Origin of the sequence: Rathayibacter sp. AY1F2 (genome assembly GCF_002930885.1) — a bacterium.
GTDB lineage: Bacteria > Actinomycetota > Actinomycetes > Actinomycetales > Microbacteriaceae > Rathayibacter.
On the sequence record NZ_PSVG01000004.1, the window covers coordinates 1 to 24,615 of the forward strand.

Genomic DNA, 24,615 nt, shown 5'->3' on the forward strand with positions numbered 1-24,615 from the left:
GATCGCCTCGCCGTCGGGTCTCGCGCCCTGGGCCCTCGCCCTGTCGGGCGACGTCGCGCCGCACGCGCACGGACGCGACTCCGAGCTGGGCACGGGGCGGGGGTTCGGGTGTCCAGGGGAGGCATGCACAGGAGACGCGCGAGGTCCCTGTTCGTGACGCGGAGGCGCGGAATGCGTTCGGGTGGCGCAGTGATCGGTGTCAGACCGGCTCGACCGGCAGGGGCTGTGCCATCGTCGGGAGGGGCGGAGTCCCCGACGATCCGGAACCGACACCCAGGAGGGGACCGCATGGCGCACGCCGCGCTGATCATCCACAGCGCACGGAAGGTCGACGCGGCCGGGACGGTGGAGGACCACTGGCTCCGCGCGCGGGACGGCGCGATCACGGCGACCGGCACCGGCACCGGCTGGCAGGCGCAGGCGGAGGGGGCGGAGCTGCACGACGCGCGGGGCCTCACCGCTGTCCCGGGCTTCCTCGACCTCCACGTGCACGGAGGGGGCGGTCACGGCTTCGACGGAGGAGCGGAGGCGATCCGCGCGGGCCTCGCGCTGCACCGCTCCCGCGGCACCACGCGCTCGCTGGTCAGCCTGGTGTCGGCACCGCTGGAGCAGCTGGAGGCCTCTCTGGACGCGGTCTCGGCTCTCGCGGCCGCCGACCCGCTCGTGCTCGGCGCGCACCTGGAGGGCCCGTTCCTCGCGCCCTCGCGCAGGGGAGCGCACGACCCCGCGGCTCTCGTGCACCCCTCCTCCGGCGCGGTCAGCCGGCTGCTGGACGCCGCCCGCGGACGCCTCGCGCAGATCACGCTCGCGCCCGAACTGCCGGGAGCCCTCGCCGCGGTGGAGCGGCTCGCCGGCGCCGGCACGGTGGTCGCGGTGGGCCACACCGAGGCGGACGCCGACCAGGCGCGGGCAGCGTTCGACCGCGGAGCCCGGCTGGTCACGCACGCGTTCAACGCCATGCCCGGGATCGGCCACCGCTCCCCGGGCCCGATCCCGGTGGCCCTGGGGGACGAGCGGGTCGCGCTCGAGCTGATCCTCGACGGCCGGCACGTGGACGTCGAGGTGGTGCGGCTCGCGTTCGCGGCGGCTCCCGGGCGGATCGCGCTCGTCACCGACGCGATGGCGGCGGCCGGGGCGGGTGACGGAGTGCACCGCCTCGGCCCGCTCGACGTCGAGGTGCTCGGCGGAGTCGCCCGGCTCGCGGGCACCGCTGTGCTCGCCGGATCCACGCTCACGCAGGAGGAGGCCCTGCGGCGGGCCGTCGGGCCCGGCCGGCTCGGGCTGCAGGCGTCCGTCGCCGCCCTCACCGCCGTTCCCGCCCGCGTGCTCGGCCGGGGCGACCTCGGCCTGCTGGCCCCCGGGTACCGCGCCGACGTCGTCCTGCTCGACGCGTCGCTCCGCGTGCAGCGGGTCTGGGCCGAGGGGCGCCCGTTCCCCGACTCCGCGGCCGGCGCGTCGCGACCCCGGGTCAGGGCGTCGGCGTGACGGTCCAGGTCCCCTCGGTCTGGACGGCCATGACGCCGGGCAGGTCGGCCTCGAACACCTCGGAGAAGGCGACGGAGTCGCCGAACAGCTGCGGCTGATCGGAGGTCGTGAACACGCGGCCGGAGAACGAGTCGTCCGGACCCGCGGGCGTGTAGTCGACCGTCACGCGCGGGACGTCGTCGGAGAAGAACAGGACGGCCGGGCCGGTGCCGGACTGCGCACCGCTCACCGTCGCGAGGTCGTTCCAGCTCTGCAGGCCGAGCGTCCACGGCCCGTCGGCTCGGACGATCACCTGCTGCTCGACGGGGTCGTCGTGGAAGATCCCGGTCAGGAACGACCCCGTCATCGGGGCGGCGGCCTCGCCGAAGGGCGTCATCCGGCCCGCGGCGGTGACGATCGCCGTGCCGGTGCAGGCCGAGCAGTCCAGGCTCAGGACGACCGCGAACTCGCCCTGCCGCTGGAACGACACGTCGGCCGGGCCGGTGCCCGAGACGGTGGCGGGGACTCCCTCGCCGACCGGCCCGGCGTCGACGACGGTTCCGACCGGCTCGGCGGTCGCCGGAGCGGAGGGGGTCGGGCTCGGAGTGATCAGGTCGGTGATGGCGGGTCTCGGCGTCCGCGAGGCGGGCGCGGACGCCGTGGCGCCCGCCTCGGCCCCGCCGCCGGCGGTGCACCCGCCCAGCAGCAGGAGCCCCGCCGCTGCCGTCGTCGCCACTGCCGCTGTCGTCCCCCGAGCCCTCATGCGTCCAGACTGCCAGGGCTGGTCCGGATCGTCGTCCCCGGAGGGAGTCAGAGGAGCAGGGCGCCGAGGCCCGCGGCGGCGAGGACGACGATCCACGGGGGCACGGTCCAGCGCGTCAGCGCCACGAAGGCGCCGATCGCGAGCGCCAGAGCGCCGGTCGAGCCGATGCCCTCGGTCAGCACCGGGTCGTAGAGGGCGCCGCCGAGCAGTCCCACCACGCCGGCGTTCACGCCGGCCAGCGCCCTCTGCGCGACCGGCAGGTGCCGCAGCCGCTGCCAGAACGGGAGCACGCCGACCACGAGCAGAGCGCCCGGCAGGAAGATCGCGACCAGCGCGATCGCCGCCCCCGCGACACCGTCCGGCGTCCCCGCGCCCACCGCGCCGAGGAACGCGGAGAAGGTGAAGAGCGGGCCGGGCACCGCCTGCGCCGCCCCGTATCCGGCCAGGAACTCGCTCTGCCCGACCGTGCCGGCGCCGACCGTCTGCGCCTCCAGCAGAGGCAGCACGACGTGGCCGCCCCCGAACACCAGAGCGCCCGACCGGTAGAAGACGGAGGCGAGACCCGCCGCTCCCTCGCCGGTGAGCGCGGCGAGCAGGGGGAGGCCGACCAGGAGGAGCCCCCAGAGGGCGAGGGCCGAGACCGCGAGCGCCGTCGGGATCCGGACCGCGAACCCCGGGCCGTCGTCCGGAGCCCCCTCCTCGCGGCGGAGCCAGAGAACGCCGGCCAGGCCCGCAGCCGCGATCACCGCCACCTGCAGCGCGGGCTCCGGGGCGAGGAGGACGGCGACAGCCGCTGCGCCGGCGATCGTCGCGCGGCGGCGGTCCGGTGCGAGCGAGCGCGCCATCCCGAGCACGGCCTGCGCGACGACCGCGGCCGCCGCCGCCTGGAGGCCCAGGAGCCAGCCGGCGGAGGCGACGTCGCCCGCACCGGCGACGAGCCCGGCGACGAGGACCAGGGCGATCGCCGAGGGGAGCGTGAATCCGCACCACGCGGCGACCAGTCCGGCGAGTCCCGCGCGCTGCAGGCCGACCGCCATCCCGACCTGGCTGGACGCGGGTCCGGGGAGGAACTGGCACAGCGCGACGAGGTCGGCGTACGCGCGATCGGTCAGCCAGCCGCGGCGCACCACGAACTCCTCGCGGAAGTAGCCGAGGTGCGCGATCGGCCCGCCGAACGAGGTCAGCCCGAGGCGGAGGAACACGAGGAGCACGGGGAGGGCGCCGCCCCGCTGCAGCCGACCCGTCTCCGACACGGGGGCATCCTGCCAGACGGCGGTGTCCAGCACGCGTCGTGTCACCGGAAAAGGGACGATAAGCGGCCGGATAAGCGATTCCTCGCCCATTCTCCTCCGGTCGATGAAACGGTGGGTAGAAATACTGAACCCCTTCTCATCCCCTCTGTTAGCCTGATCCGGCTTCCCTTTCCTTCTCGAGGAGAAGGTGATCCGCATCAGTAACGCGAGCGCTGCCGCTCGTTCACTGAACGCCTTCTCCTCCTCTTTCGATCGGTGTACCCGGAACGGTGACGATCGGAAAGGCTCTCTCTTCCGTGACTCCTCAGGACACTGCCGTCGGCGACTCCGCCGACTCCTCCCGCACCGGCTCCCGATCGGGCGTCAAGGCCCTCTCCGCTCTCTCCCGCCGCACGATCCTCGCCGGATCCGTCGCCGGCGCGGGCGCGATCGCCTTCGCGACGCCGGCCCTCGCGGCCGGCGACCTCACCGCGGTGCCCCGACTGCCCGGCGAGGTCTCGCGCCTGTCCACCGCCACGTCGAAGACGGGCGGGAAGCGCTACGAGATCATCGACGTCGTCGTCGCGGGGGACCGGGCGCGCCTGTTCGTGCCGCACGCGACGCCTCCGTCGCAGACCAGGGGCGCATCGATGCTCTGGTACTACCACGCCCGCAACGGCACCCACACGGCGCTCTCGAGCGCCTTCGCGTACTCGGCCGACCTCGCCGTGGACCGCGGCATCGTCAGCATCTGCCCGACCTACGGCGGCAGCATCTGGTCGAGCCCGCGGGCGATCGAGATCCAGGCCGCTGTCGCCGCCTGGGCCTCGTCGGTATGGCGGATCGACGCGAGCCTCCTCCGCTCCGACTCCGGGGGCGGGCCGCTTCTGACCTGGGCCTACGGGAAGCGGATGGTGCCGAACATCCGGGGCGCGTACCTCTGCAACAGCTCCTACGACATGGAGGAGCGGGCGGCGAGCGAACCGGACCGGATCGGCCCCGAGTACGCCGACGCCGCGGCCATCGCCGCCACCAACCCGGCGCGGCTGCCCGCGTCGGTGTGGCGCGGTGCGCGGCTGAGGATCACCGGATCGCCCGACGACAAGGTCGTGCCGTTCGCCCTGCACGGCGCCGCCCTCCACGCCGCGGCCCTGCCCCTGGCGAAGGAGGCGACGGTCCGCACCCACCCGGGGGAGGGCACCGACGGGCACAGGGTCCCGAGCTTCACCAACAAGGAGATGCTCGACACCTTCCAGCGCTGGATCACCGAGGGCCCCGTGCCGCAGACGGAGCCCGAGCCCGAGACGCCACCCGTGTCCACGCTGCCCGGCGCGGGCACCTACGAGAACGGCGCCGCGCAGATCGTCACCACCGGCACCTGGACGACGCTGAAGGCCACCGCGGACAGCGGCGGGAGCATCGCCTACTCGACCAGCTCCGGCGCCTCCGCGACGCTCGCCTTCACCGGCACGAGCATCGCCTGGATCAGCCGACTCACGTCGTCCTCCGGGATCAACGACGTCGAGCTCGACGGTGTGAAGGTCGCCTCCGTCGACCGCTACAGCGCGTCCACCCGCTCGAAGCAGACGGTGTGGAGCAGCGGACAGCTCGCCGCCGGGCCGCACACGCTGACGATCCGCCGGGGGAGCGGCCGCAATCCGGCCTCGACCGGGACCAACCTGCTGCTCGACTCCTTCGTGGTCGGCGACGCGACGCCTCCGCCGGCGACGACGCTGCCCGGAGCGGGCACCTACGAGAACGGCGCCGCCCCGATCGTCACGACCGGCACCTGGTCGACGTTGAAGGCGAGCACGGACAGCGGCGGCAGCATCGCCTACTCGACCACCGCGGGCGCCTCCGCCACCCTCGCCTTCACGGGTACCAGCGTGAGCTGGATCAGCCGCCTCACCGGCTCGTCCGGCATCAACGAGGTCGAGCTCGACGGAGTCAAGGTCGCGTCCGTCGACCGCTACAGCGCCGCGACGCGGTCGAAGCAGACGGTCTGGAGCAGCGGACAGCTCGCGGCCGGGCCGCACACGGTGACCATCCGCCGCGGGAGCGGCCGCAACCCGGCCTCGAGCGGCACCAACCTGATCCTCGACGCGTTCGTGGTCGGCGACGCCGCTCCGGTCCCCACGGTCACCGTGCCCACGCCGATCGCGGAGTGGTCCTTCGCCGAGAGCGCCGACCCCTTCGCCTCGGCCGTCGCGGGCGCTCCGGCGCTCCGGCAGGGCGCGGGCTCCTCCGCCCGCGCCGTCGCCACGCCGTTCGGCACCGGAGTCGCCCTCAACGGGACGACGGACCACCTGGTCGTCCCCAAGGACGAGGTCGGCCCGCTCAACCTGGGCGCCTCGACCGGCCAGGTGACGATCGCGGTGTGGGTGCTCAACTCCGACGCGGACGGCGCCTGCATCGCGGGCGTCTGGGAGGAGTCGACGGTCGGGCCGCTGCGCTCCTATGCGCTGTTCAACAACCTCCCCGAGTACGGCGGCTGGGAGCGCGTGTGCATGCACGTCTCGAAGCTCGGCGGGCCGACGCCCGGCTACCCGTACTCGCGCGACTACTCGGTGGAGCCCCGCCGGATCACGCGCGGCGTGTGGCAGCTGCACGTCGGGACGTACGACGGCGCAGTCGCGGTCTCGTACCTCGACGGCGCCGCCACCGCGTACCCGGTGTACACCGACAAGCTCGGCGCGACCTACGCCAAGAACCCCTACGTCTACCCCGACGGCCTCAACGCGGCTCCGGGCGACTTCGTGGTCGGAGCGGTCGGCCGGGACGGCACGATGATCAACCGCTTCGCCGGCTCCCTCGCCCGACTGCGGGTGTGGGACCGGGCGCTGACCGCGGAGCAGGTGAAGCAGCTCTACTCGGCCGAGAAGGGCGCTCTCGGCTGACGACCCGAGGGCGGTGACACGAGTCCGAGAAGGGGATGATCCGCTTCTCGGACAAGGCCGTGTGAGCGATAGCGGGCGTCCCTCTTTCGAGGGTGGTGTTATCGGCTGAATACAGATCGGCGGGCGGCCGCTTCACGGCTGCTCCGCCGTTCTCCGCCGCCTGTATGCGCTGCGCGGGATTCCGTACTCAGGCGGACGTGCGCTCCCGGAGGGCCGTACGGCGGGGGATCATCGCCCGGCGGCCGCGCAGCCCTGTCCCGGATCTCGGAGTGCGGCCCCGCGCCAGATGCGCACCGGCGCGACCACCTCCCAGCCGAGGGTGAGGTAGAGGGCGCGGCCGTCCGTGCTGGCGACGAGGAGACCGCTCCGTGCACCCTCGGACCGGGCCCAGGCGGTGAGGGCGTCGACGACCCGCCGTCCCAGCCCGCGTCGGCGGAACCGCGCATCGGTCTCGATCCGGTCCAGGACCGCGACCGTCCCGTGCACGGCGGCGGTGCCCTGAGCGGCGACGACTCCGTCGACCAGCAGCCGGACGCTCGCCACTCCGTCGGCGGCCTCGAGCACGGCTCCCGCGAGCAGGGCACCCTCGGCGGTGCGGCCCGGGCCGAGGAGCGCCGCCATCAGGCTCTCGTCGCCCGCCACGAGCTCCAGCCCGGCGGCGGGCGCGAGGCGGGCGTCGTCGCCCAGGCCGATGACCGTCAGCCACTCCCGGGGCCCGGCCGTCCGCTCGACGCCCGCCTGCAGCGCGGAGGGCGACGGATCGACCAGGATCCGCTCCCGCGTGCGCGACTCCGCTCCGACATCGACCAGCCATGCCCCGTCCTCGCGGACGCGCTGCACGCCGCGTGCCCGGCACCAGCCCTCGACCCAGTCGTCCACCCGCTCCGTCGTCGTGATCACGCCCCGAGAGCAGCCGCGACCGGACGGGCGCGATCGTGGGAAGCGGGTTCTCCCGGCGGTGGCCGTCGATCCCCAGCAGGACCGCCCTCGCCCGGATCGCACCCCGCGCACCGCGATCCGCCGGGTCCTCCCGTTGTCAACCTCAGTGCCACGGCGCCGTCCCCGGCCCTACCGTCGGCGCGAGACATCCGCTGCACCGCCGGGACCCTGACGGCCGTGCCGAGAGTGAGGGGCCGATCCGATGCCCAGGCAGGACGGCGACCCGCGGAGCACCGCCCGAGTGCTGCGCGAGCTGGTCGCCGCGTTCGAGGATCCGAGGGCCGTGCACCCGGCGCTGGCGCGGCAGGTGCGGAGCGCCGCCCGCGAGCTGCTCGGCGCGTCGGAGCGGGAACCGCTGCGCCTGCGCGTGCGGATGCCGACCCTGATGGTCCCGCGCTCGGTCGTGGACGAGCTGCCCGATCCGCCCCCGGTGCCGCCCGCCGCGCTCTGACCCGACGGCGCTCGTACACTCGGACGATGCGACACGGCATCGTCATCCTCCCGCAGGACCCGTGGGCCGAGGCCCGCCGGAAGTGGCAGTCGGCCGAGGGCCTGGGCTTCGACCACGCGTGGACCTACGACCACCTCTCCTGGCGCTCCCTCGCCGACCAGCCGTGGCACGCGACCGTCCCCACCCTCACCGCTGCCGCGATGGTGACCGAGACGCTCCGCCTGGGCACGTTCGTGGCCTCCCCGAACTTCCGCCATCCGGTGCCGTTCGCGAAGGAGATCGCGACGCTGGACGAGATCTCGGGCGGTCGGACCATCCTCGGGGTCGGCTCGGGCGGCACGGGCTTCGACGCGCGCGTGCTCGGGCAGCCCGACTACTCGCCCCGGCAGCGGCACGAGCGCTTCACCGAGTTCGTCACAGCCCTCGACGCGCTGCTGCGCTTCGAGGAGCCCGGCTCGGGCGGAGCGGACCTCGAGGGGGAGTGGTTCACCGCCCGCTCGGCGCGCATGGTGGGCGAGCCCGTGCAGCGCCCCCGCGTCCCGTTCGTCCTCGCCGCGAACGGGCCGAAGGGCCTCGCGCTCGTCGCCGAGCGCGGGCAGGGATGGGTCACCACCGGCCCGGAGGGAGTGTCGAGCCAGGAGTGGTGGCGGGCGGTCGCGTCCCTCTCCCGGCGGCTCGATGCGGCGCTCGAGGCGGCCGGGCGCGACCCGCGCACCGTCGAGCGCCACCTCTCGCTCGACTCCGGGAGCGACTACTCCCTCGAGAGCGTCGCCCGGTTCGAGGACATGGCCGGCCGGGCGGAGGAGCTCGGCTTCACGGACGTGATCGCGCACTGGCCGCGGCGCGACGGCGTCTACGCGGGCGACGACGAGGTCCTCTACGAGGTCGCCTCGCGATTCTGACCGGGCCTCGGGGGCTCCGGAGCGGTCCTCAGACCGCGCGGGCGCTCCCGCGGTCGACGAGACGCGCGGGCAGGAGGCGGATCGACGGCTCCTCGCCGCGGGACGGCTGCTCGATCCGCTCGACGAGCGTGTCGACCAGGTGCGCGCCGAGCTCGGCGGCACCCGTCTCGACGTAGCTGTAGGGGAGCGAGAAGTCGCGGGCGAACTCGGCCGAGTACAGGCTCACGACGGACAGCTGCCCGGGCACGGCGACAGCGCGTCGGCCCAGGATCGCGGGAAGCATCGCGATGGTCCGGTCGCTGTGGACGACCAGCGCCGTGAGACCGGGGTTGTCGTCGAGGAACGCCGTGACCATCGGCTCGACGGCGTCGGCGGCGGTGGCGGCCGGGCGCAGCACCAGCTCGATCCCGAGCCGACCGGCGGTCTCGAGAGCCGACTCGCGGAACCGGAGCCCGTAGGTCCCTCCGCGGTCGAAGACGCGCTCAGGAGGGGTGACGAGACCGATGCTCCGATGCCCGAGGGCGCCCAGGTGCTCGATCAGCAGGCGGGCCGCGTCGCCGAAGTCGAGGTCGAAGACGTCCACCCCGGAGGCGTCCGCGGGCACGCCGAGGGCGGCACCGGGCCGCCGCGAGGCGCGCAGGACGGGCAGCCGGTCGTCGTCGTCCGCGACGCTCAGGAGGATCAGTCCGTCGACCTGACCGGAGCGCGTGAGCCGGCGGACGGCAGCCGCCCCGTCGGCCTCGGTGGCCAGCAGCACGTCGTAGCCGAGCTCGCGGGCGCGGGCCGTGATGGGGAGCACGTACTCGACCATCGCGGGCGCGAACTCGTCCGGGTCGAAGTGGACGAGCAGGCCGAGCGCCATGGTGCGGCGCGTCGCGAGCGCCCGTGCTCCGGCGTTGACCGTGAAGTCGAGCTCGGCGATCGCGTCCTCGATGCGCTTGCGCGTCTCGGGGGAGATGCTGCGCTTGCCGGAGAGGACGTACGACACCGTGCTGCGCGAGACCCCTGCCGCTTTCGCGACGTCTCCGATCGTGGCCATCTCCACCCCCGCTCGAACCGTGTCGAGAGTGGCAGTGCGGCGCGGCGCACGCAACTCGGGCGCCGCGTCCCCGGAGCGAGGACCGGACGCTGCGGCTCCGGCGCTCTGCTCGTCCACGGCGCGCTCGTCCCCGTCGGGGAACGTCCGGTCCCGACGACACGCCGACGCGGCCGGGCGCACGAGGTGCCCGGCCGCGTCAGGGCGTTCTGGACGGATCAGCCGCAGCGCGCCGCACCGTAGGCCGGTGCCGTGGATCCGCTCGCCGCAGCGCCGTCGACCGTCCCCGCGATCCGCACGTCGAGAGCGCCGGCTCCGACGCTCGCAGCGCGGGTGCTGAAGGCGGCTGAGACCGTCTTGCCGGGAGCGACCCCGGTGAAGGACTTCGTGCCCCAGGCCGACCCGATCGTGACGTCAGCGGCGACCGCGCTGGTGTTGGTCGCCGTCCCCGTGATCGTGACCTTCCCCGCGGTGCAGCGCGAGGCCGCCGTGCCGCTCACCGTCAGGCCCGTGGTCCGCCCGACGAAGGGCGTGACCGAGATCCTGTCGATGTTGGGCGCGTACTGCGAGGTGAGCAGGACGCCGGGGAAGGTGTCGGAGAGGTAGGTCGTCCCGTCGAAGCCCGGGAGCTCCTTCGAGGTGATCGCGATGGTGTTCGAGCCCTTCCTGAGCGTGACCGGCACGCTCAGGTTCCACAGCTGGTTCTGGTGGAACGTGTGCGGGAAGAGCACGCGCTGCGTCACTCCGTTGACCGTGATGTCCGCGTGGCGGGCGAGCGGGTCGGGGTTGTAGTGCGTCGCGGGGGACTGCTCCTCGTTGGAGTAGCGCAGCGTGAGCGCGTAAGTCCCGTCCTGCTCAGCCTTCACGTCGCCGAAGGTCAGGGTCGAGTCGCCGTCGCGTCCGCCCCCGATGTTCCCGACGGCCTTGCCGCCCGACGCGAAGGACAGGTCGCGGACCGTGGCGGGGCCGGTGATCGTGGCCGCCTCCGCCTCATAGCTCGTCGTCGCGGGCCGGTTCGCGCTCGCTCCGATGACGATCCGATCGACGAGGAGCGTGCCGCTCGTGCCGACGACCTCGATCTTGTTCACGCCGCCCGAGAGGAAGACCTGACGGGTCGAGCTCGCGCCCACCGGCCCGATCTTCACATCGTTCACGTAGAGGTCGCCGGTGCCGCCGCCCAGGGTGTCCACGGTCACGGAGGACGGCGCGTCCTTCGCGGAGTAGCCCCAGACGGTGGTGGAGGCGCCGCTGGTGAGCTTCGCCGTGCCCGAGCCGGAGACGCCGGCGCGGGAATAGTCGGCCGTCGCTCCGTTGTCGAGCGTGCCGGTCTCGGCCTCGTGGATCGAGGTCGCGGCGGCCGCGCTGGGGAGGGAGAGCTCGATCTTGTCGACGATCGCGTCGCCCACGGTCGACTTCGTGCCGGCGAGGTTCTTCGCGGCGAGCGAGATCGTGTGGGTGCCGGCGGTCAGCTTCACCTTGGTGTCCGCGTGGTCCCAGACCACGAACTTGTAGGCCAGCGGAAGGAGGATCTCCTGCTCCGCAGCGCCGTCGACGCTCAGGAACGCGTTGATCGGACCCTGTTGGGCGTTGGCGGCGTAGGTGTTGAGGGAGTTGGCGAAGACGCTGAGGTCGTACTCGCCGTCCTTCGGGACGGTGACCGCGAAGTCGAGCTTCAGGTCGCCGCCGGTGCGGATCCCGCCGACGTTGCGTCCGCCCGAGGTGTAGAAGCCACCGACGTTGGTCGGCGAGCCCTCGGGTCCGTTGAGGTTCCGCGATCCGGTGTAGCGGGCGTCCTCGGCCTCGTACTTCTGGCGGAAGTCGACCGGCGAGGCGGACGGCGACGACGCGTTGGCGCCCGGGGTCAGGACGACCTCGTAGGCGGAGTCGACGTCGAGCGCGGGCAGGGATCCGCCGAAGTCCAGCGAGAGGGCGCCGTCCACGACGGACGCGTCGAACTCCTTCACCGTCTGCGGGGCTCCCGAGTCGCCGACCTGGCCGGTCCAGCGGATCTCGCTGACCTCCACGTGGACCTTCGAGCCGAAGGTGGCGGCCGGGATGCGCTCGAACGCGACCTTCTGCGAGCCGCCGACGCCTCCGAAGAGGGCTCTCGCCTGCTTGGCCGCGGTGTCGAGGGTCGCGACGCCCTGGAGGGTGTAGCTCTGGCCGGGCTTGGGCGGCGTGACCGCGACGGTGTCGCCGGTCATCGAGGCGTAGGCGTTGAGGAGCCACCACTGGCCGTTGGCGCGGTTGGCCTGCACCGCGGAGTCGGAGAGGTTGCCGTCGATGTTCCAGTAGGCGATGTCGCCGTCGACCTTCTTGTCCTCGAGCGCGCTGATCCACTGGACCATCTGGCCGGGCACGGAGGTGTGGTAGTTGAAGGCGTACTCGTTGAGGTTCACCGGCAGGTGCTTCCCGGCGTAGGACGTGCCCGCGTACAGCTCGTCCTCCCAGGCCCGGAAGCGGTCGACGTTGGTGCGGATCTCACCTGGGGCGCTCAGCTCGTGCCAGGTCATCACGTCGGGGACGGTGTCCTGCTCGAGCGTGTGGGTCATGAACCCGCGGACCTGGTCGTAGAGGACGCTGGTGTTCGGTCCGGCGATGCGGGCGTCGGGCATCCTGTCGCGGATCAGCGCGTAGGTGCTGTCCCAGGCCGCGAAGAACGCGGTCGGGTCCTCCAGCCAGCTCTTCCCGTCGTAGCTCCACTTCCCGTTGCCGAACATGTTGCCCTCGGGCTCGTTGAACGGCACGAACACGATGTTGTCCTGGTACTCCTCGGGGAGCGCGAGCACCTGGTCGACCTGCGTGGCGATCTTCGCCTGGTAGTCGGCCAGCTTCTCCTGGGGAGTGCTGCCCGGCCACTCGTAGGGGAAGCCGCGGTAGATGTCCGTCATGTAGATGTAGGTGTCGCCGTCCGAGGTGTCGGCGACGGCCTTCGCGACGCTCAACGCGTCCGCGCCCGGATGCTGCGGCCCGTCCTGCGCCTTGGTCGAGACCGTGCGCAGGTCGATCCCCTCGAGGAGGTTGTCGGAGGGGAGGCCCTCGCCGTAGACCCCGTAGAGGGTGCCGGACGCGCCGCCCATGAACTCCCCGGTGCTCGTGCCGAGGTCGATGGTCATCTCGTCGAGTGCGCGCACCGTGACGGTCGCCGTGACCGCGGTGCCGAGGCCGGTGACGGTGCCCTTCACGGTGAAGGTGCCGCGCTTCGCGTACGCGGAGGCGGGGACGCTCTCCCAGGTGACCGGGGCGTCGCGGTTCACGCCGTCGGAGTAGGTGGCGGGGACCCCCGGCAGGGCCGGCGCGACGCCGATGCCGGTGGTGACCGCGACGCTCGTCGAGAGAACGCCGGTGACGGCCGGCGCGGCGTCGCCCGCCAGACCCCGGACCTGAGCGGCGGTCAGAGCCCGGTTGTAGACGCGGAAGTCGTCGATCGCTCCGTCGAAGTAGGGGTGCACGTTCCAGAGCGCCCGGCCGATGTTGCCGCTCTTGGAGGCGGAGGCGGAGTAGAGCTGCTTCGCGAGATCGACGGAGGCGGGAGCCGTCGCGACCTGCAGACCGTTGAGGTACAGGGTCACGGTCGTGCCGTCCATCGTCGCGGTGACGTTGACCCACTGGTCCTTCTGCAGCGGCGAGGAGCTGGAGACCCCGGTCTCACCGCCGTCCTTCAGCTGCTTGATGATCGCGCGGGCGCTGCCGCCGTCGAACGACGGAGCGAAGGCCGACGCGGCGTCGGGGCTGATGCCCAGGCACCACAGCCACTGGAAGCCTCCGGTGCCGGACCACTTCGTCCAGGCGGAGACGGTGGTCTGCGTCACGCCCTGGAAGAGCCCGTTCGGCACGGTCAGGTACGGCGCGGAGGTCGAGTCCGCCGCGCCCCCGGGAAGGTCGATCGCGGTCGTACCGGCCTTCCGACCCGCGACGTACGTCGCTCTCGCGCTGTTGACGACGGTGCCGTCGAGCTTCTTCGACGAGAGGTCGGCGACCGTGGATCCGGACACCTGCCCCTGCTCGAAGTCGTACTGGAGGATGAGCGCGTCGGCGGGGACGGAGGTGTCGGCCGCGGAGGCGGACTCGGCGCTCGGGAGAGCGACGGCGAGGGCGGCGAGTGTCGCGGCACTCAGCGCGAGGGCGAGGGAGCGGGTGCCGCGCCTCGGGGAGGACATCGTTGTCACGCTGGTCACTTTCTGTGGGGACAGCCGGCCGGACGACGGCGGGCGTCGGTCCGGGGTCGGAGCAACAGTGCTTCGAACCGGTTCGACAAAACTAGGTTCCGCGCCTGCGACACGCAAGAGGACCTGAGAAGTTCCTCGTCCGGCTCGCAGGTGACGGCGGTCGCTCCGGGCTCTCGCCGGGACCCGTCAGCCCGCCGGAGCGGCCGTCGCCGCGACGCTCGACGGTGAGCGGACGGGCGCGCGTCGCCGGAGGAGTGCTGCTGATCGGGATGCTCGCCGGATGCACGGCGGGCCCCTCCGCTCCCGTCGACGACCAGATCATCGTCGCCGCGGAGACCGGCGACCGGCCCGCAGGAGGACGTCCTGGACGCGGTCGAGGGGAGCCGCCCGGACTGGCTGAGCCCGGACGGCGTCCTCCCGCGGTGACCCGCAGGACCGCGGCGGCCTGTGCCGCGTGCGGGAGGATGAGGGCATGACGCTCCCTCCGCCGACGCTCCTCTCCCCGCCGCTCCAGGACCGGCTGGCCCGGTGGTTCGACGAGGAGGCGCCGCCGGCCCCCTCGGTGAGCTGGGCCCTGTTCGACCGCAGCGGGCTCCTCGTCCACCACGGCCGCGGCGAGCACCGCCTCGACGGGGCCGTTCCCGGGCCCGGGACCGTGCACCGCATCGCCTCCATGTCGAAGAGCTTCGAGGCGGCGGCGGTGCTGATCCTGCGCGACCGCGGGCTGCTCCGCCTCGACGACCGCGTCGCCGACCACGTGCCGGAGTTCACCGACCCGCTCGACTCCGCGGGCCGACCGCTGCCCGTGACGGTCAGGATGCTCCTCAGCAACTGCTCGGGTCTCCCGGAGGACAACGGCTGGGCCGACGACGTCATGGCTCTGACGCGGGAGGAGTTCCTCGAGGTCGTCGGCCGCGGGCTGACCTTCACGGAGCGGCCGGGTGAGGTCTACCAGTACTCCAACATCGGCTTCTGGCTGCTCGGCGTGCTCGTCGAGAACGTGACCGGGGAGGACTTCCCGTCCTTCGCGACGCGGACGATCCTCGAGCCGCTCGGCCTCCACGACACCCGCTACGACAGCGGCGACTACCCCGACGGCACCGACCTGGCGGCCGGCTTCAGCACCTTCGACGACGGAGCGACCTGGGTGCCCCGCCCCGTGACCGGCACCGGAGCGGGCGCCTGCGCCGCGAGCATGTTCAGCCCGGTCGGCGACATCGCCCGCTGGAGCGGCTGGCTCTCCTCCGCGTTCGAGGGCGAGGACGGCGCGGACGACGACCCGGTGCTGAGCCGCGCCTCCCGCCGCGAGATGCAGCGCGGCTGGACGCCGGTCCCCGCGCTGAGCCCTCGCGCCGTCGAGAGCACGCTCGACGGCTCCGCCTACGGGTTCGGCCTCGTCGTCGAGCACGACGTCCGCTTCGGCGGGATCGCCCACCACTCCGGCGGCCTGCCGGGCTGGTCGTCGAACATGCGGTGGCATCTGGAGTCGGGCCTGGGGGCCGTGGTCTTCGCGACCGCGAACGGGGCGAAGCTCGCCGCCGCCGCGACGGGACTCCTCCGCGCCGCCCTCGACGACACCGCTCCTCCGGCGCGCACCATCACCCTCCTCCCGTCGACCCTCGCCGCGGCCGCCGCCGTCGAGGACGCGATCGTCGCGGGAGACCTCACCCGGGCGGGGGAGGCGGGCAGCGGCGCCCTGTTCAGCCCCAACCTGCTGAGCGATGTGCCGGCCGACGTGCGCGCCCGCCGCCTCGCCACGGCGATCGCGGAGATCGGCGGGCTCGCCGAGGACCCGACCGCGAGGCCGCTGGTGGAGCGGCTGCTCTGGAGCGCCTCCGCGGCGCAGGCGGCCTTCCTCCTGCCGGGCCGCGACGGAGAGCTCGAGTGCCGGCTCGAGACCACGCCGACCGTCCCGGCCCTGGTCCAGCGCCTCGAGATCGTCGTGCGCGAGGCTCCGACGGCTGCCCTCCCGGTCGTGCGCTTCTACCGCCCTCGGGCCGGCTAGCGGTCGAAGACGAGGCGCGGACGCGGCGGACCTCGACGCTCCCGCACCGAGAACGGCGGGCGGCCCGCGAGGGACCGCCCGCCGTCACGCTCCCGCGGTCAGCGGATCGTCGTGCTCGCCGTGTCCGCGTTGCTGCGGATGGACGGGTCCGGCGTCTTCGTCGAGAACGCCGCCGCCAGCGCGGTCGCCGTGCCCGAGACGGCCGCCCTCACCGTGATCTTCTCCGACACGGTCCGCCCGTCCGCCAGGCCGGCCCGCTGGAACACCACGACGTTCCCGACCCTGGTGTACGAGCCTGTCGCCGAGACGAACTGCACACCCGCGGGCAGGACGACCTGCGAGAAGACCGACCCAGACGCAGCCGGACCGGCGTTCGTCGTAATGAGGGTGTAGGTGAGCGTCCTCCCCTTCACCGCCGAGGCCGGCCCGGAGAGGTCGACGCGCAGATCGGCCTTCGTCGCGACCTGCTTCGGCGAGACCGTCAGCGTGCTCGTCGCCCGAGCCGTGCCCGCCGAGTTCGCGGCCTGGATGCTGAAGGTGGTGGTCCCGGCCGTGGTCGGCGTCCCGGAGAGGCGCCCGGTCGCGTCGAGGGTGAGTCCGGCGGGCAGTGCGCCGGAGACCAGGGAGACCGACGGAGCGGGCGTGCCGCTCACCGCGTAGCGGAAGTCGTAGGCCGAGCCGACGACGCCGGCCGCGACCGTCCCGGAGAGGGTCGGCGCGACCGTCGGCGACGAGACGGTGACGGTGCTGGTGGTCTCCGCGGAGGCGGTGCCGGCGCGGGCCGCCAGCGTGAACGTGAAGGTGCCCGGCGCGGACGGAGTCCCGGTCAGGCGCCCGGCCGGAGTCAGGGTGAGGCCGGACGGGAGCGGACCGGAGGAGACGGCCACCGACGGCGCGGGGAAGCCGGAGACGGTGTAGCCGAAGTCGTAGGGGGTGCCGACGACGCCCGGCCCGGGGGTGCCGGAGATCGCCGGTGCAGCGGCGGCGGGGGAGACGACGACGGTGCTGGTGGTCTCCGCGCTCCCCGCAGCGTTCGAGGCCCGCAGGGTGAAGGTGGAGCGTCCGTCGGCGGTCGGCGTCCCGGTCAGGCCGCCACGATCATCGAGGCTCAGGCCGGCGGGGAGCGTTCCGGAGACGAGCGAGACCGTCGGCGCCGGTGTGCCCGTCACGCTGTAGTCGAAGTCGTACGGGGTGCCCACCGTCGCGGCGGGCGGGTCGCCGGCCAGGGTCGGCGCGACCGTCGTCTCCGCCACGGCGAACGTGTGCGGGGCCCCGACGGTAGCGCCGAAGGGGTTCCGCGCGGAGACGGCGAAGGTGGACGTGCCCGCGGTCGTCGGCGTGCCGGAGAGGAGCCCGGACTCGCTGAGGGTCAGGCCGTCGGGGAGTGAGCCGGAGGCGATCGCGAACGAGGCGGGGCGGTCGGCCGCGAAGGTGTACGAGGCGGCCGCTCCGAGCGGCCCGGACGCGGGAGGAGCATCCGCCGTCAGGACCGGACGCGGGCCCCGGGCGAGCACGTGATCGGGTCCGGCTGCGAGAGCCGTTGTGCCGGCGAGGCCGGCGGGGGACTGCAGCTGCCCGGCCGAGCTCCGGCCCCAGCCGACGATCGTGCCGTCGCCCTTCAGCGCGAGGCTGTAGTCGGACGCGGCGGCGATCGCCACGACCCCGGACAGGCCTTCCGGCACCGTGGTCTGGCCGTAGTCGACGACGACCGAGTCGGAGCTCGCGCCCCAGGCGACGACGGTGCCGTCCTCCTTCAGCGCGAGGCTGTGGGTCTCTCCCGCCGCGACGGCCACCACGCCCTCGAGCCCCGCGGGGACGTCGGTCTGCCCGTAGAGGTCCCAGCCCCAGGCGACCACCCTCCCGCCGGACACGGCGAGGCTGTGGCGCCGGCCCGCGGCGATGGCCGTGACGCCTCCGAGGCCGGCCGGGACCAGGCCCTCGCCCAGCCCGTTGCTGCCCCACGACGTGACGGTGCCGTCGTTGCCGAGCGCGAGGCTGTTGTCGCGGGAGGACGAGATCGCGACGATCCCGGTCAGCGCGGCACTCCTCGACACCTGCCCGTCGCCGTCGTAGCCCCAGGAGACGACGGTCCCGTCGCTCTTCAGCGCATGGCTGCTGTAGTCGCCGGCGGAGACCGCGACGACCCCCGTGAGACCGTCGGGGACGCTGGTCTGCCCGTACGACCCGCGGCCCCAGGCGACGACCCCGCCGTCGCCTTTCGCGGCGAGGCTGTGGGTCCGGCCCGCGGCGAGGGAGAGGACGCCCTCGACCCCGGCCGGGACCGTGGTCTTCCCGTCGGTGCCGCTTCCCCAGGCCGCCACCCCGAGGACAGGGGCGGACGGAGCGGCGACCGCCGCGAGAGGAACGGCGGTGCCGACGAGGAGCGCGACGGCCGCGGTCAACCCGAGCAGACCCCGCCGGAGCCGCCGCGCCGCTCCTGGATCCCGCGGCTGCGACGTGCCGTCCTGGACGGCGGGCGGACGAGGGACGGTGCTGGAGCGCATGTGCTGCCTTCGATCGGGACGGCCCTCATCGGCCGTCCTCGAACCGTGGCACGGCCGTCCCGCCGCTGACAATGTCCTCTAGCGGCCCTGTCCGGAAGAGGGCGCCGCGGAGCTCCGCGGAGGGGACGTAGGCCCGGTCTCACTGCGGCCGAGCGCTCCCGCCGCGGGCCCGTGACGGTCAGCGCATCCCGAGGGACGCCGTCGCGTCCGGACCGCTCAGCGGGGTCGGAACGGGGACCCCGGCTCTCCCGCGTACGGGGCGTCCGCCTGGTCGAAGTCCCAGCGGCCCGCGGTGGACGGGCGGACGACGGGGGTCTTCGTCGGGGTCGGCGTCGCCGACGGCGCCGGCGCGGCGGCCAGCCCGGCGTGCCAGCGGAAGATCGCGTCGATGCCGTCCTGGTTCACCCACGACGGTGCGTTGTGGCCGAGCGCGTGCGTCCGGACGGTCGCCTCCCTGGCCGTGGCCGTCGCCTTCTTCACGAGGGCGAGCCCGTGCAGTGCCGGCGGCACGCTCGGGTCCGGGTGGGCCGTGTCGGACACCACCGCGCGGATGTTCGCGCCGGCCCAGGCGGAGGCGGGCAGCCGCTTCGGGTTGTGGGAGTCGATCTGAGCGGTGCTGCCGCCGAAGGCACCGCCGATCGAGAAGCGGCCCCGCGTCGTGCGGTCGTGGGTGTCGCGGAGGTCGTAGACGCCGTTGACCAGGTAGACGCCGTTGATGCCGGGGAAGACCCGCGCGCCGTAGTCCTCGCAGGCGAGCGCGCCGCCGGCCGACATCGCCCAGAGGTAGCTGGCGGCGATCGGGAACTGGCCGGAGAGGTAGGCGTAGCCGTTCCGCTGGTGCTTCTGCGCGGTGTCGTTGGTCCAGATCGTTCCGCCGAGCGTCTGGCAGATCGCAATGGCGCCCCGCTCGACGGCGAGCTCGGCCGGGTACGCGAAGACGCTGGACAGCGAGGTGTGGTCGGCCTGCGCGGAGTGGATGAACCAGATCACCGGTACCGCCGCGGCCTGCCGCGGCTTCACCGTCTGCGGCACGAAGATCCGCGCGAGGTCGCCCGCGATCGAGACCGTGAGGACGTCGTAGAGCACGCCGCGGTTCTTCGTCCTCACGTTGATCGTGCGGGTCCTCTCCCCGGGCAGGCCGGGCACGGGGGAGGCGGAGGCGGAGGCGGCCGGGAGCGTCGCCGCGCCCAGAGCGAGAGCACCCGTGAGGGCGCCGCCGGAGGCCGGGAGTTCGAGAGGGGGGTACTGCTGAATCGTCGGGGGACACGGGGGCTCCTCGTGCAGGGACCGCGAACCGACGAGGTCGGCGGAGCGGTCCGGGTCGGCGGGGGGTGTGCCTGCAACGCTAGCCGGAGGACCGGCCGGACGACCCGTCGATGTGCGCCAGTCGCGGGACGGCGGAGGGACGACGCCGCACGGACGGAACGGTCGGCGGCTCGGCGACCGCATCGGCGGCGGATCGAGGCGCTCAGGAGGCGAAGGAGAGGCCCGTTCCTGATCGTCCGCCCCGCCGGTTCCGACCCTTTCGCCCCGTTCGGGAGCACTTCCCCGCACCGGTCTGGCCCCCCGGTGTGAAGGCTCCCAGGTTCCTCGCGCTCGTCGGCGGACCGGTGCCAGCGTGAAGGGACCGAGAAGCAGAAGGAGAAACGACCATGACTCTTCGACGAACTCTTGCCACCCTCGCCCTCACGGGCGCCATCGCCTCCGTCGGCGTCGTCGCTGTCGCGACGCCCGCCTCCGCGGCCGAGGTCGCGAACGGACAGTACGTGAGCGCCGGGAACTACGCCTGCGGAGCCCAGGAGGTGGCCACCGGCGCCACCCTCGGACCCGAGGGCGTCCTGCGCCAGCGCGCTCTCGTCTTCCGCAACTGCGGGTCGAGCACGGTCGAGCGCAAGGCCGACATCATCGCCGACTTCGACGGCAGCTGCTACTCCGTGGCGCCGGGCAAGGCCCGAGTCCTCGACGCGCTGTTCGTGGCGGCGGGACGCAACACCTACCGCGCGTCCAAGGCCTGCTGAGGTCGCGTGCTCCGCCGGAGGGGCGGGTCGGGGACATCCCCGGCCCGCCCCTCCAGCTGTCCGGAACGACCACGCCGTCCGAGCCGTCCTCCCGTCGACCCGCCCGAGCATCACTCCAGCACAGGCCCCAGCTCCGCCAGGACCTCCGCGACCCGGGCCCGCGCCCGTGCACCGAGCCCGCGGACCGGACGCGGGAGGCAGCGCGCCTCGGCGAGACCGAGCTGCTCCGCCATCGCTGCGACCACGCGGTAGCTGCCGCCGTGCTCCGCGAAGAGGTCCCAGACGGGCTGCAGGCGTGCCGATCCCGCGATCGCGGCCGCCTCATCGCCCGACTGCGCCGCCCGGGCGATCGACAGCGCCGTCCGCGGGAAGATGCCGCCGATCACCGAGTACCAGGCGTCGCAGCCGCCGAGCAGCCCGCGCGCACCCGCGGCGTCCCCCGAGACCCCGACGGTGACCCCCTCCGGCACCCGCGCCCGGATCTCGCTGACGCGCGCCGCCGCGGCGCCCGGTCCCTCCGGCACGCCGGGGATCTTGAGGGAGGCGACCTGCGGCAGCCGGGCGACGGCCCCGTAGAGGTCGTCGGAGAAGGAGAAGCGCGTCGTCCCGGGGTTGTCGTACACGACGAGCGGCACCGAGAGCTGAGCCGTCACGTCTTCGTAGAGCCCCAGCACGTCCTCGTCCGTCAGCGGCTGGTAGCCGAGCGGCGCCAGGAGCACCGCGCTCGCTCCGGCGCTCTGCGCGTCCTCGGCGAGCGCCAGCACCTGCGAGGTGCGCAGCGCCCCGATCCCGACCACGACCGGCACCGGGCCGGCGCTGCGGACGGCGATCTCGGCGGCGCGCCGGCGCTCGCCGCGGTCCAGGTACGGAGCCGAGCCGGTCGAGCCCAGTGCGCCGATCGAGTCGACTCCCGCCCGCGCGAGCCGCTCGACGAGAGCGGCGAACGACCGCTCGTCGATGCTGTCGTCGCGGAGCGGAGTGAGGGGGAAGGCGCTGAGTCCGGTGAGCACGTCGGTCCGTTCGCTGGGGGCGGGAGGGGCCCGGCCAGTCTCCCCGGCGGCAGGGGCCCGGTCGAGGCCAGAACCGCCGGGGGCCGGGGGACCAGCCGTCACTCCGCGTCGAGCACCACTCGGGAGTGGAGTCCGAGCCGGTCGAGGAACGCCTCGTCGTGGCTGACGACGACCAGGCCGCCCCGCCAGGCGGCGAGAACGTCGACGAGGTGGTCGGTCGTGGCGAGATCGAGGTCGTTCGTCGGCTCGTCGAGCACGAGCAGCTGCGGAGCCGGCTGCGCCAGCACGAGCCCGGCGAGCGCGACGCGGAACCGCTCGCCGCCCGAGAGCGACGCGATCCTCCGATCGACCACGTCGCCGCGCACCAGGAGCCGCGCGAGGGCGTTCCGCAGCTCGACCGCAGGACGATCCGGCGCGGCCCGGGAGACGTGCTCCCGCACGGTGGCCTCCTCGTCGAGGAGTCCCTCGCGGCGCTGGGGGAGCCAGCCGACCCGCTCCGTCAGCGCTCGGGCCGTGGTGCCGGCGAGCGGATGCTCCCGCGCACCCGGCGCCCCGACGAGGTGCTCGAGCAGGGTCGTCTTCCCCGTCCCGTTCGCGCCGACCACGGCGATCCGCTCCGGCCCCTGGAGCACCGTCGTCCGGCCGCGCACCGTCACCTCCGCCAGCCGGCGCCCGGCCGCGACCCCGGGGTCCGGCAGGTCGAGGCGGACCCGGTCGTCGTCCCGGACTGCTCGCGACGCTGCGTCGACCTGCTCGCGCGCCCGCGCCTCCGCGGCCCCGTGCCCGGAGCGCAGCCGTCCCGCGGTCGCCTCGGCTCGTCCTCTCCGCGCGTTCGCGAGGATCGCGGGCATCGACTCCGCCGATCGCGCCCCCGCCCGCGCGCGGCGGGCGATGGTCGTCTCGGCCTCGATGCGCTGCCGCCGCTCGGCGCGGAGAAGCCGGTCGGCGTCGCGCAGATCGCGCTCCGCGGCCGCCTGCTCGAGGGCGAGCCGCTCCTCGAACGCCGAGAACGTCCCGCCGGAGGTGCGGACCGCCCCGTCGCGCAGCTCCGCGATCTCGTCGACGTGCTCGAGCAGCTCCCGGTCGTGGCTGACGAGCACGAGCGTCCCGCGCCACCGGTCGACCAGGTCGAGCAGAAGCCCTCGGGAGCGCCGGTCGAGGTCGTTCGTCGGCTCGTCGAGCACGGCGATCGGCCGACCGCGCAGCCGGACGCCGGTCACGGCCGTGAGGACGGCCTGCCCTCCGGAGAGGGTCGCGACCGGCCGCAGCAGGTCCGCCTCCTCCAGGTCGAGACCGGCGTCGCCGAGTGCGGCGAGCGCTCGGGCCTCGAGGTCCCAGTCGTCCGCGAGCACCTCGAAGTGCCGCGGATCCGCGTCGCCGCGGAGGATCGCGTGCAGAGCGTCCAGGCGATGCCGGATCCCGAGGAGATCGGCGACGGTGTCGTCGGGCCCTCGCCGGAGGCGCTGGGGCAGCAGGTCGACGGGTCCCGTCGTCGAGACGCTCCCGGCGGTGGGGGAGAGGCCGCCGGTGACGAGGCGGACGAGGGTCGACTTGCCGGCGCCGTTCGCGCCGACGAGACCGGTGCGCCCGCGTCCGAACGCAGCGGTGACGCGGTCGAGGACGACGGAGCCGTCGGGCCAGGCGAACGTGCAGTCGTGGAGGACGACGGCGGGCGGGGTGGTGCGGGAAGTGGAGGGCACGGTGCTCCAGGGGTCGGTGTCGGCGCACGACGACCACCGGACTCCGAGGGAGCAACGGCTCGCCCCTGAGGGGCGGGCACGGGGGACGTCAGTGCGAGAGCAGCTGCTGCGTCGTGGACGCAGTACCGGTGCTGGAGCGCAAGAGTCCGTCTTCCGTGCGGGGAGCCCCCGTGACCGCGAGCCGCTGGATCGGCCGGTATAGCGGCCGCACCGACGTCGCGGCTCGCGACGAGGTACGGGTCGACCGTACGTGCCCGTCGGACCCGCGCGCAACCGTGACCGACTGCTCGTCCGCGGCCTGCGTCCGTCGGCGCCGTCGCGCGGCTCGCGGCGGACGGCTCTCCACCCACGGCGGGACGGCCGGACCGCCCTGGTATGCACGCTGCTGCCCACCGGTCGAGGGGGTCGCCGGCGGGCCCTCCCGTCGCCGCGCCCTCACTACGCTGAGCCCATGGTGACCATTCGCGACGTCGCGGCCGATGCGGGGGTGGCCCGCAGCACGGTGTCCTACGTGCTCTCCGGCAACAAGAAGCTCCCGGAGGCGACCCGCCTGCGCGTGCTCGCGAGCGTGGAGCGGCTCGGCTACCGGCCCGACCCGATGGCGCGGGCCCTGGCGCTGCGGCGCACGAACATCCTCGGCTTCTTCGCCTCCGTCGATCCGGAGTCGCGGCAGACCGATGTCGACGTCTTCATGCGCTTCGTGCGGGCGGCGATGTACGCGGCCCGCGCCCGCGGCTTCGACCTGCTGATGATGGGCACGGGCGAGGGGGAGCTCGCGCGCGACGTCCTCGCCGATGCGCTCGTCGTGATGGACATCCGCCGGGACGACCCCCGGCTGCCGGTCCTCGCGAGCATCGGCCTGCCGACCGCGCTGGTCGGCTACCCGGGCGAGGGCAGCCCGTTCAGCGCGATCGACCTCGACTTCGACGGCGCGGCGCGGGTCGCCGTCGACCACCTCGCCGACCTCGGGCACGTCGAGATCGCGGTCCTCGGGATGGGCCCCGACGCCTACGAGAGCGGCTACGCCTTCGCCCTGCGGTTCCGCGAGGGCTTCCTCGACCAGTGCCGCCTGCGCGGCGTGCGGGGCGCCGTCATCCCCAGCACCGACGACGTCGACGACTGGTTCGAGCAGGCGCAGGAGCAGCTCCCCGGCCTGAGCGCCGTGGTCACTCACGGGCCGGGCGTGCTCGAGCCGTTCCTGCAGCGCCTCAGTGGCCTGGGCCTGCGCGTCCCGGAGGACTGCTCGATCATGACCATCGCCCCGGAGGCGGTGATGCGGCACGCCGACCAGCCGGTCACCGTGGTGGACCTGCCCGGCGACGAGATGGTCTCGCGGGCGGTCGACCTGGTGCTCGACGAGCTCGCCGGCACCGCGACTCCGGGAGTGACGGAGCTGCTGCCCGCAGTGGTCGTGGACCTCGGCACCACCGCGCCCTTCTCGCCGGGCACCAGCCGGGGCGTCGTCCCCTCGTGGCGGCGGGCGCGCGGCTGACGTCGACCGGGTCGCCGGGGGCGTTCCCCGGGC

General features: G+C 73.9%; 16 protein-coding genes. 7 read left to right on the plus strand and 9 right to left on the minus strand.

The features are described from left to right. The first annotated feature begins 288 nt into the window (after positions 1–288). Positions 289–1,485 carry an N-acetylglucosamine-6-phosphate deacetylase gene (locus tag C5C54_RS04415; RefSeq protein ID WP_104287881.1) on the plus strand — a complete coding sequence of 399 codons (1,197 nt, stop codon included), beginning with the start codon at positions 289–291 and terminating at the stop codon, positions 1,483–1,485. Here C5C54_RS04415 and C5C54_RS04420 read toward each other — a convergent pair. Both C5C54_RS04420 and chrA read right to left on the minus strand, forming a co-directional pair. Further along, positions 1,469–2,200: a hypothetical protein gene (locus C5C54_RS04420; protein WP_104260710.1), complete on the minus strand. Its 732-nt coding sequence runs from the start codon at positions 2,198–2,200 to the stop codon at positions 1,469–1,471. The two genes, C5C54_RS04415 and C5C54_RS04420, sit on opposite strands and share 17 nt — an antisense overlap. 74 nt (positions 2,201–2,274) lie before the next feature. Next, entirely contained in the window at positions 2,275–3,480 is a 1,206-nt protein-coding gene (chrA, locus tag C5C54_RS04425; protein ID WP_258063222.1) for a chromate efflux transporter, read from the minus strand. Between the two features lie 296 nt (positions 3,481–3,776). Here chrA and C5C54_RS04430 point away from each other — a divergent pair, with 296 nt between their 5' ends. Further along, entirely contained in the window at positions 3,777–6,356 is a 2,580-nt protein-coding gene (locus C5C54_RS04430) for a LamG-like jellyroll fold domain-containing protein (protein WP_104287882.1), read from the plus strand. A gap of 228 nt (positions 6,357–6,584) precedes the next feature. On the opposite strand, the gene C5C54_RS18135 is transcribed toward C5C54_RS04430, so the two are convergent. After that, entirely contained in the window at positions 6,585–7,256 is a 672-nt protein-coding gene (locus C5C54_RS18135) for a GNAT family N-acetyltransferase (RefSeq protein ID WP_219812154.1), read from the minus strand. A 241-nt stretch (positions 7,257–7,497) separates the two neighbouring features. On the opposite strand from C5C54_RS18135, the gene C5C54_RS04440 reads away from it, so the two are divergent. Together C5C54_RS04440 and C5C54_RS04445 are read left to right on the plus strand one after the other, a co-directional pair. Further along, positions 7,498–7,746: a hypothetical protein gene (locus C5C54_RS04440; protein WP_146078790.1), complete on the plus strand. Its 249-nt coding sequence runs from the start codon at positions 7,498–7,500 to the stop codon at positions 7,744–7,746. A 26-nt stretch (positions 7,747–7,772) separates the two neighbouring features. Further along, positions 7,773–8,648 (plus strand): LLM class flavin-dependent oxidoreductase, encoded by an 876-nt coding sequence (locus C5C54_RS04445; protein WP_104268667.1) that lies wholly within the window; start codon positions 7,773–7,775, stop codon positions 8,646–8,648. Positions 8,649–8,676: 28 nt separating this feature from the next. Here C5C54_RS04445 and C5C54_RS04450 read toward each other — a convergent pair whose 3' ends face one another. Next, entirely contained in the window at positions 8,677–9,687 is a 1,011-nt protein-coding gene (locus C5C54_RS04450) for a LacI family DNA-binding transcriptional regulator (protein ID WP_104246852.1), read from the minus strand. Positions 9,688–9,902: 215 nt separating this feature from the next. Continuing rightward, positions 9,903–13,844 carry a LamG-like jellyroll fold domain-containing protein gene (locus tag C5C54_RS04455; RefSeq protein ID WP_104287884.1) on the minus strand — a complete coding sequence of 1,314 codons (3,942 nt, stop codon included), beginning with the start codon at positions 13,842–13,844 and terminating at the stop codon, positions 9,903–9,905. 481 nt (positions 13,845–14,325) lie between these two features. Here C5C54_RS04455 and C5C54_RS04460 point away from each other — a divergent pair, with 481 nt between their 5' ends. Continuing rightward, the gene (locus C5C54_RS04460; protein WP_104287885.1) at positions 14,326–15,858 is read left to right on the plus strand and encodes a serine hydrolase; all 1,533 of its coding nucleotides are present in this window, start codon (positions 14,326–14,328) and stop codon (positions 15,856–15,858) included. Between the two features lie 98 nt (positions 15,859–15,956). On the opposite strand, the gene C5C54_RS04465 is transcribed toward C5C54_RS04460, so the two are convergent. After that, on the minus strand, positions 15,957–18,362 hold the full coding sequence (locus tag C5C54_RS04465) for a putative Ig domain-containing protein (RefSeq protein ID WP_104287886.1): 2,406 nt from the start codon (positions 18,360–18,362) through the stop codon (positions 15,957–15,959). A 216-nt stretch (positions 18,363–18,578) separates the two neighbouring features. Beyond that, positions 18,579–19,469 carry a hypothetical protein gene (locus tag C5C54_RS04470; protein ID WP_104287887.1) on the minus strand — a complete coding sequence of 297 codons (891 nt, stop codon included), beginning with the start codon at positions 19,467–19,469 and terminating at the stop codon, positions 18,579–18,581. A gap of 545 nt (positions 19,470–20,014) precedes the next feature. Here C5C54_RS04470 and C5C54_RS04475 point away from each other — a divergent pair. Then, a complete protein-coding gene (locus tag C5C54_RS04475; RefSeq protein WP_104222056.1) occupies positions 20,015–20,380 on the plus strand; it encodes a hypothetical protein in 366 nt (121 codons plus the stop codon). A gap of 110 nt (positions 20,381–20,490) precedes the next feature. On the opposite strand, the gene C5C54_RS04480 is transcribed toward C5C54_RS04475, so the two are convergent. Next, positions 20,491–21,390 carry a dihydrodipicolinate synthase family protein gene (locus C5C54_RS04480; RefSeq protein ID WP_104268662.1) on the minus strand — a complete coding sequence of 300 codons (900 nt, stop codon included), beginning with the start codon at positions 21,388–21,390 and terminating at the stop codon, positions 20,491–20,493. Between the two features lie 98 nt (positions 21,391–21,488). After that, on the minus strand, positions 21,489–23,090 hold the full coding sequence (locus C5C54_RS04485) for an ABC-F family ATP-binding cassette domain-containing protein (RefSeq protein ID WP_104287888.1): 1,602 nt from the start codon (positions 23,088–23,090) through the stop codon (positions 21,489–21,491). 451 nt (positions 23,091–23,541) lie between these two features. Between C5C54_RS04485 and C5C54_RS04490 the strand changes: the two genes are divergently transcribed. Beyond that, the gene (locus C5C54_RS04490) at positions 23,542–24,582 is read left to right on the plus strand and encodes a LacI family DNA-binding transcriptional regulator (RefSeq protein ID WP_104222050.1); all 1,041 of its coding nucleotides are present in this window, start codon (positions 23,542–23,544) and stop codon (positions 24,580–24,582) included. The last annotated feature ends 33 nt before the right edge of the window (positions 24,583–24,615 follow it).